Here is an 8110-nt window from a genome sequence, read left to right on the forward strand (position 1 = left end):
CATGTTCCGAAAATACCTGAAAACAGTACAGCCATGTACAGCTTCCTGTTTTATGCCATTCCTGGAATACCATATTCCGGAAAGAACTATATTCTGCCCCTGGCCGGCGTTCCCTTCAGCTATTGTGTTTTGATGAACAGTATTGTTCAGGCGCCTCAGGGGATACCGTTTATTGTTCTTGGAAGATCGGCTACTGCAATGGATCCGACGCTTTTATATATCGCTCTGGCCATGTTCATGGTTATTTTTGTCCTTTTGCGATGGGTAAAAAGAAAATACTGGGATGTATCTATTTAGCTTTACATGGGCACTGCCAGATCCAGTCCTCATGCCGCATGCAACTGGCTAAGCTGTTACGATTTTTCTGGGAAGGTGTGGATGAAAGGACTAATTTTTCCGTAAGGGAAGCAAAAAAAGGTGTGGAAAAAGAGTTTTCTTTGAGAAGTATTTTTTACTGGTTCAACAGGTGGGGTATGCTTGCCTGATTTATGTATAACCATCTGAAATATTTTATGATTGGCGGAGAGGGTGGGATTCGAACCCACGTGCCCCGGTTAAGGGACAACCCGGTTTCGAGCCGGGCGCGTTACAGCCGGACTTCGCTACCTCTCCGCTATAGCAGGGCAGACGTCAGAGATCAGAGGTCAGGGAACAGTGAATCACGGTTGCCGTGTGACCGGCAGAAAAATAACATAACCATTCAGCTGTTTGTCACTTCTTGCACCGGCAATCTGTGTGCGTTATTTTGCTGAAACTACCAGACCAGCCAGCAGAGCTCAAGGGCTTCTTTTGTCGCGGAAAAAATTCTGCAGAAGCTCAAGGCACTCGTCTTTCAGGATATTTTCAACTATCCAGAATTTATGACTAAGCCAGACAAAGTCAAGGATGTCTGGTCTGGAAAAAAGTGCACCGGCTCCAGGATCGCGCGGTCCATAGACCAGGCCGTCTATTCTGGCCTGGGCTATTGCCCCCAGGCACATGAGGCATGGCTCCAGGGTTACCGCCAGGACGGTCCCGGGCAGGCGGTAGTTGCCCCTGGCCTGCCCTGCCCGGCGCAGGGCGATAATTTCTGCGTGGGCTGTGGGGTCGTTTAGTTCTATGCACCGGTTGCTTCCCCCGGCCAGGATCTCGCCGGTGCCGGCATCCGCCAGTACAGCCCCCACCGGTACTTCTCCCCGGCTCCTGGCTTTCCCGGCTTCTTTCAGGGCCTCTTGCATGAGAACACGCCACTGTTCCTGAGAGCCGGCAGCAGATGTTGAAGAGCAGGAGTTCAAGGCATTATTTGCAGCCATACCATGAAAATTGCAAAATGCTGGGTCAGCAAGAGTGCAGGTATTCGATGCCCCTGGCCAGGATCTCGGTTCCCAGGATGTCCTGTTCTCCTCTGGTCCAGCCGGGGTGGTTGGTGGGGTGGTTGTACGCCTCGGGATGAGGCATAAGGCCCAGGATGCGGCCCTGGGGGTCGGTAAGTCCGGCAATGGCCGAGGGCGACCCGTTGGGATTGTATGGGTACTCCTGAGTGGGACCTCTGGTATCTGGATGGATGTACTTAAGGGCTACCAGGTTGTTTTCTTCCAGGCTGTTCAGCATGGTTTCATCCCTGCATACCAGCTTGCCTTCTCCGTGTCGTACGGGAAGATACAGCCTGTCCAGGCCCCGGGTGAAAACGCATGGAGAACCGGGGTTGCACCCCAGATGTACCCAGCGGTCCTCAAACCTGGAGGAATCGTTGTGGGTCAGGCTGACCTGGCGTTGAAAATAGGCCCGGTCCATGGCCGGCAAAAGTCCCAGCTTGACCAGCAGCTGAAACCCGTTGCAGATGCCCAGGATCAGTCCTCCATCGGTGTAAAACTCTTCCAGGTCCCTGATGATCTGACGACCGCTTTCAGTGCTGGAATACATCCATCGCAGGGCCGCGGCCTGGGCCGCTCCCAGGTCGTCCCCGTCCAGGAACCCTCCTGGAAATATCAGGAGATTGTAGTCCCGGATATTTTCCTTTTCAGATGTCAGATCGGAAAAAAAGCATATGCTCACCCGGTCTGCTCCGGCCTGCCTGGCTGCATAGGCGGTTTCACCGTGGCAGTTGGTTCCATGACCTGTGACCACCAGCACTTTTGCCTGACTCATGATGGTTCCTTTTCCTGCATGGCTGGTGAGTCCGTGTTATGTTCTTGCAGCAAGGCGTCTGCGCTCTCCTCGTCCAGGGGCTTGGAGAAATGGTAGCCCTGTCCCAGGTTGCAGTTGAGTTCCTGAAGAAGCTTCACCTGTTCCCAGGTTTCGATTCCCTCGGCCACGGCCTTGATGCCCAGGCTCTGGGTCATGGCCAGAATGGCCCGCACCAGTTCCTGTCCGCTCTGAGTCTCCATGGTGTTTATAAAGGAGCGGTCAATCTTGAGGTTGTCTATGGGAAACTTCTGCAGATAGTTGAGGGAGGAATACCCGGTACCAAAATCGTCTATGGACAGCCTGGCTCCCAGTTTTTTGATTTTGTTCAGGGTGTTGATGGATTCTTCGGCATCGCCCATGACCACGCTTTCGGTAAGTTCCAGGTTGATGTGCAGAGGGGATATGCTGTTTTTTCTGAAAGTATTTTCCAGGACATTGATCAGGTTCTTGTCCTTGAACTGCACTCCGGACAGATTGATGTTCATGGTCAGCTCCCGGCCGCCTTTGTTCCACTTCCGGGCCTGCCTGCAGGCGGTATCCAGTATCCATTCCCCCAGGGGATTTATAAGTTCTGTTTCTTCTGCAATGGGAATGAATACATTGGGGGGGACCATCCCCTTTTCGGGGTGAATCCAGCGGATAAGGGCCTCAAACCCGGTGATCCTGAGGTCGGCCAGATTGTATATGGGCTGGTAGTAAAGGACGAATTCCTTCTGCTGTATGGCTTTACGCAGCTCCGTCTCCAGTTGCAGAAGGTCGGAAACCTGGGCATGCATTTGAGGGTCAAACACGACATAGTTGCCAGGTCCTGTGGATTTGGCCCGGTGCAGGGCCGTGTCCGCGTCCCTGAATATTTCTTCAGGCTCGCTGTAATCCTGGGATGAGACCACGATGCCCATGGAGCAGGTGGTGTAGATCTCGTTGCCGGCTATTTCAAAAGGTTCGACGAACTGGTCCTTGATTTTTTCAGCCCTGAGGGCGGCTTCGGGCAGATCCTCGGCCTCAATGAGCAGGCCGAAGTCGTCTCCGCCGAAGTGGGCCACAGTGTCTCTTTTCTTTACTCCCCGCTCCAGCCTTTTGGCCATAAGGGAAATAAGTTCGTCGCCTTTCTGGTGCCCCAGACTGTCGTTGACCAGTTTGAAGCGGTCCAGGTCGATAAAGATCACCGCGAAAAAATATCCCTGGTCTTCCTGCCTGGTCTGGATGGATTTTTTCAGCCTGTTTTTGAAAAGCTCGCTGTTGGGAAGGCCGGTCAAGGAATTGTAAAAGGTGCGTTGTCTGAGCTCCTCCTCCACCCGGCGTTTGTCCGTGAGGTCAAAAATGGATATCACCAGAGAGTTCCATTCGGGAATGGCTGCTACCTTGTAGTAAAGATGAAGTTTTTTTTCTTCCCTGGTCAGCCCTTTGATTTCGAATTCGGCTGGAGCAGTGCCGGCATCCTGGCGGCTTGTGTCGAAGTATTTCCTGGCTCTTTCATGGTCATCGGGGTGAACAAAATTGAGGAAGTGCAGGCTGTTTTCCACCTCCTGTCTGGTATAGCCGATGAGATCGCAAAATTCTTTGTTGGCCATGGTCAACAGGCCGCTTTCGGTATCTACCAGCAGCATGGCGCTTTTGGAGGTTTCAAAAAGAGTTCTGTACTTCTTTTCAGATTCCTGGAGCTGCCGGGTACGTTTTTCCACCAGCTCTTCCAGTTCCTGGGTGTATTTTTTGATTTCTATGGCCTGATTGCGCAGGGTCAGGTGGATATTTATCCTGGAGAGCAGTTCGTTGCGGTCAAAGGGTTTGTCCACAAAGTCCATCCCCCCGGCTTCCAGACCCTGGGCCTTGACCTTGGGGTCATTAACCGCGGAGATGAAAATTACCGGTACTTCCTTAGTGTCCGGGCGCTCTTTGAGACGTCTGCATACTTCTATTCCGTCTATGCCCTCCATCATTAGATCCAGAAGCACCAGGTCGGTCTCGGAGGAGGCAAGCTCCAAGGCCTGATAACCGTCTTCAGCTTCCAGGATCTCGGCCCGGGAGGCAAGAAACTTGCGCAACATGGACCTGTTGATGAGCTCGTCATCAACTACGAGTATCTTGGGTGTGTTTTCCTGCATTTGTGTATCGTCATTCGACATGATTACTTGCGAGCTATCCGTTGCTTGGAGATTAGTTACCTCTGAAATTTAAATTTTTCAACCATATTTTGCAGCTCCTCGGCCATCTCCGAAAGGGACTGCGAACTCTGCTTCAGAGTGGAACTGCTCTGGCTGATGGAATTGGATGATTCACTGAGCCTGGATATGTCCCGGGTCATATCCTGGGATACACTGGAAGCCTGGGCCACGTTTTCGTTGACCTCCTGAATTCCGCTGGAGGCCTGGCCGACGTTTTCGGCAATATCCCGGGTGGTCTGGGTTTGCTCCTGAACCGCCGCAGCCACGCTGTCCACGAACTCGTTTACTTCCCGGATCACCTGCATCACCATATCGATCTCCTGGGTAGTGTCGCTCGTGGAAGCCTGGATATGCTCGACCTTCTGCTTGATTTCTTCAGTGGCCTTTCCGGTCTGGTCGGCCAGTTCCTTTATTTCGTTGGCCACCACGGCAAAGCCCTTGCCGGCCTCGCCGGCCCGGGCCGCCTCAATGGTGGCGTTTAAAGCCAGAAGGTTGGTCTGGGAGGATATCTGGGTGATGGTTTCTGAGACCTTGCCGATTTCCTGGGCGGCGTCCTTGAGAAGCTTTACCCTGTCCGAGGCGCTCTGGGCCTGGTCCACGGCTTTGCCGGTTATGTTTCTGGCCTGGTCTGCATTTCCGGAAATTTCCGACAGGGTGGAGCTCATTTCCTCGGCAGCGGTAGCCACTGTGGATACATTGGTGGAGGCCTGCTCCATGGCCGCAGCCACAGAGTTCATGTTGGTGCTGGTTTCCTCGGAAGCAGAAGCGACTGTGTTGGAGCGCCCGGACATTTCCATGGACTCATCGGACAGCTTGCTGGAAACCTGGTCCAGGCTCCGGGCCGATTCCAGCAGGGACTGAGCCTTCTGGGCTATGCCCATGAGCATCTGGCGCAGGTTGGCGCTCATTTGGCCCAGGTCGTTTATCATGTTGCCGAATTCATCGCGTTTAGAGCTGTCTATGTCCCGGCTCAGGTCCCCGGAAGAGATCTTGCGCAGGAAATCCCCGGCCATGGACAGTGGTCGAACGATGCTGAATTTTATCATGATATATATGATTGTGCCAAGCACCGCCAGGATGGCCGCTGTCCAGAGGGCCATGTTCATCTGGGCCCTCTGGATGGCCTGATTGGTTTCGTCCAGGGAGGTGGTTATGACAAAGGCACCGTGAACCTCGCCAACCTTCCAGCCTTCCTTGGTGCCGCCCACAGGGTCTTCTTCGCCCGCAGGGTCCCCGTGACAGGCCATGCAGTCCTGGGTCAGCTGGATGGCCCGGAAATAGCGAATTTCATCCCGGGTTATGAGCACCTTCTCTTCCTGATATTCTTCCTGGAAATCTTCAAGAACTTCGCGCTCAATCTTATCGGGCTCGTTGTCCGGATTGCGCGGCTCAATCTTGGGCACCCGGAAGTTGTACCCGGCTTCATCAGCGTTTTCCCTGGCCACGTTCATGGCGGTGACAATGGGCACAGCCTCCAGGATTTCTTCTCTGGTTTCCAGTTCGTCAAAGGGCCTGATTATGCCCATGGTCAGCTTGTTGGCCATGTCTTCGCGGGTGGCTTCGGCCATGACAGTGATGGCCCGGCTGGTGTCCACGATGGACTCATGGGCATTCTGCCGCACCTGGGAAATCTGCATATAGGCGAATATCAGCGCCACCACTATGGGCGCGGACAGGGAAATTGCCAGTATTTTCCACTTGATGCTCAGATTTTTCCAGGACATTTTTTGCTCCCTGATGAGACTGCAGAGTCGGAGATGTTTGTTTAAATGTTAGCTAAAATTAGATCTTCTTCCAGAAACAAGCATACAGGTTCCGGTGAACGGTGGAAATTTCTCTCTGACAGGAAGATGGGCAATATGCAAATAATATTTTACCGGGAGTATGTTGCTATGCGAAAAAAATGTTCTGTGTATAAGGGGGGCTATTGTTTTTGTTGGTTCTGGTCGATAAGTTAAGTATTGATGAAAAATCAATATTGGAGTATGGCGTTTTTCAAGCAGGTCGTCTATGCAGGCGATGTCAGTTCAGCACTGCTCGTCTGGTCAGGCGGAGACTGCGTAAACACGCTTATTGCCGGGAGGTGCTTTATATGCAGGGGGAAGAAAACCAGTTGGTTCTCACGATTGATCAGAATATTGTTTCAGCCAACGCCAAGGAGATCAAGGAAAAGCTAAAGGAGTCCATCCCGCAGGAGTCCGGGACCCTGGTAGTTGACCTGGGGCAGGTGGACCAGGTGGATTCCATCGGCGTTGGCGTACTTATCGCCACATTTAATTCTCTCAAGAAGGAAGGCAAGGGGTTTAAGCTGGTGAACGTCGACGACAACCTCTACAACCTTTTTCAGGTCATGCGTCTGAATAAACATTTCGAGATTGAGGGTAAAAATTGATTTGGGGATTTAGGGATTTAGGGATTTAGGAATTCAGGGATTGGGGGATTTAGGGATTGGGAATTTAGGGATTGGGGAATTTAGGGATTGGGGATTGGAAGGGATTTCGGATCATTAAAAAATAGGCCGGCCCGGACAGAAATATCAATGGCGGACAATTGCACAGGCCGGGGAAAATATTTCACTGATAATCCGTATACGTCAACGGTAAAATCAGAACAACTGCCGAAAGCACATTCCGGCAGAATATCAGGCAGCAGAATGCCGCAAGAGGTGAAGATCAATGGATGATGAAACCCTGCAAATGTATGTGGAGGAATCCAGGGAACACCTGGAGGACATTGAAAGCGATCTTTTAAAGATCGAGGAGGCCGGAGAAGATGTCGACCTGGACCTGGTGAACAAGGTTTTCCGGGCGGCGCACTCCATGAAGGGCGGAGCGGGTTTTCTGGGCCTGATCAACCTTAAGGAACTGGCCCACAAGATAGAAAATGTCCTGGACATGATCCGCAACATGGAGCTCACCCCCAACCCGGAAATTGTCAACATAATTCTGCTGGCCTTTGATCGTCTGCGGGAGATGGTGGAAAATATCCATGAAAGTGAAGATATGGATATTGCCGAACATGTAACCGCTCTCACCGGCATAACTACTTCCGCCCTGGACGACGACGAGAAGGATACAGTTATCAGGGAAGTATCCATCAATGATCATTCCGGCCGCGAGATATTCAGAATACCGGAGTACGATTTCAACCAGGCCCGCAAAGGGGGCAAGTTCGTCTATCTTCTGGAGTTCGACCTGATTCACGATGTGCATCAGAAAGACAAAAAGCCTCTGGATCTGGTCAAGGATATGCAGTCCACAGGAGCTATCCTGGACCTCAAGGTGGACCTGGAAGCTGTAGGCAGCCTGGACGATGACAGCTTCAGCAACAAGATCCCGCTTTTTATACTTTTTTCCTCCATAATCGAACCGGACATCATCAACAGCCTTTTTGAGGTGCCTTCAGAGCGGATAATCCAGGTCCAGGCCCAGGAAATCCAGGAAAAACCCCCGGCTGCTGAACAGCCTCAAGATCAGGAGCAGATCCCCGAGGAAACCGTAGAAGAGGAGCCGGACTCCTCCTATGATCTGAACCTGGAAGGCCTGGAAGCAGAACCCGGACAGGATGAGGATCAACAGGAGGAAGATAAGGAGGAAGACAAGGCCCGGGAGACGGAAGTTGAGCCGGAGCCAGAGGCTCCGCCACCTCCAGATCCTCAGGGGGAAAAGCCAGCACCACCCCAAGCTGAACAAAAAGAAAAAAGCCAGGCCAGGCCGCAAAAGACCCAGCCGGACAAGGATAAAAAGCCACAGGACAAGCAGGCTGCTCAGGCTCAGACCTCG

General features: G+C 52.4%; 7 protein-coding genes and 1 tRNA gene. 3 read left to right on the forward strand and 5 right to left on the reverse strand.

Annotated features, from left to right (window positions below):
• Nucleotides 1-297 (forward strand): TVP38/TMEM64 family protein (locus tag D5S03_RS06895; protein ID WP_287043149.1); only part of this gene is annotated, 297 nt, incomplete at its 5' end.
• A 220-nt stretch (nt 298-517) separates the two neighbouring features.
• Here the strand turns inward: D5S03_RS06895 and D5S03_RS06900 are convergent.
• From D5S03_RS06900 to D5S03_RS06920, 5 genes are all read right to left on the reverse strand, one after another.
• Nucleotides 518-612 (reverse strand) — tRNA-Ser (locus D5S03_RS06900).
• 164 nt (nt 613-776) lie between these two features.
• On the reverse strand, nt 777-1292 hold the full coding sequence (locus D5S03_RS06905) for a nucleoside deaminase (RefSeq protein ID WP_008871620.1): 516 nt from the start codon (nt 1290-1292) through the stop codon (nt 777-779).
• 25 nt (nt 1293-1317) lie between these two features.
• The gene (locus D5S03_RS06910) at nt 1318-2127 is read right to left on the reverse strand and encodes a phosphoribosylformylglycinamidine synthase subunit PurQ (RefSeq protein ID WP_008871619.1); all 810 of its coding nucleotides are present in this window, start codon (nt 2125-2127) and stop codon (nt 1318-1320) included.
• On the reverse strand, nt 2124-4268 hold the full coding sequence (locus D5S03_RS06915; protein ID WP_040419307.1) for a two-component system response regulator: 2145 nt from the start codon (nt 4266-4268) through the stop codon (nt 2124-2126). Before D5S03_RS06915 ends, D5S03_RS06910 begins: the two co-directional genes overlap by 4 nt.
• Before the next feature lie 56 nt (nt 4269-4324).
• The gene (locus D5S03_RS06920) at nt 4325-6052 is read right to left on the reverse strand and encodes a methyl-accepting chemotaxis protein (RefSeq protein ID WP_287043152.1); all 1728 of its coding nucleotides are present in this window, start codon (nt 6050-6052) and stop codon (nt 4325-4327) included.
• A gap of 368 nt (nt 6053-6420) precedes the next feature.
• On the opposite strand from D5S03_RS06920, the gene D5S03_RS06925 reads away from it, so the two are divergent.
• Together D5S03_RS06925 and D5S03_RS06930 are read left to right on the forward strand one after the other, a co-directional pair.
• The gene (locus tag D5S03_RS06925; protein WP_287043154.1) at nt 6421-6720 is read left to right on the forward strand and encodes an STAS domain-containing protein; all 300 of its coding nucleotides are present in this window, start codon (nt 6421-6423) and stop codon (nt 6718-6720) included.
• A gap of 283 nt (nt 6721-7003) precedes the next feature.
• Nucleotides 7004-8110, forward strand: a 1107-nt coding sequence (locus D5S03_RS06930) for an Hpt domain-containing protein (RefSeq protein WP_287043156.1), incomplete at its 3' end; no start/stop codon positions are given.

It is taken from the genome of Desulfonatronospira sp. MSAO_Bac3, assembly GCF_003838035.1.
In the GTDB taxonomy this organism is placed as follows: domain Bacteria; phylum Desulfobacterota; class Desulfovibrionia; order Desulfovibrionales; family Desulfonatronovibrionaceae; genus Desulfonatronospira; species Desulfonatronospira thiodismutans.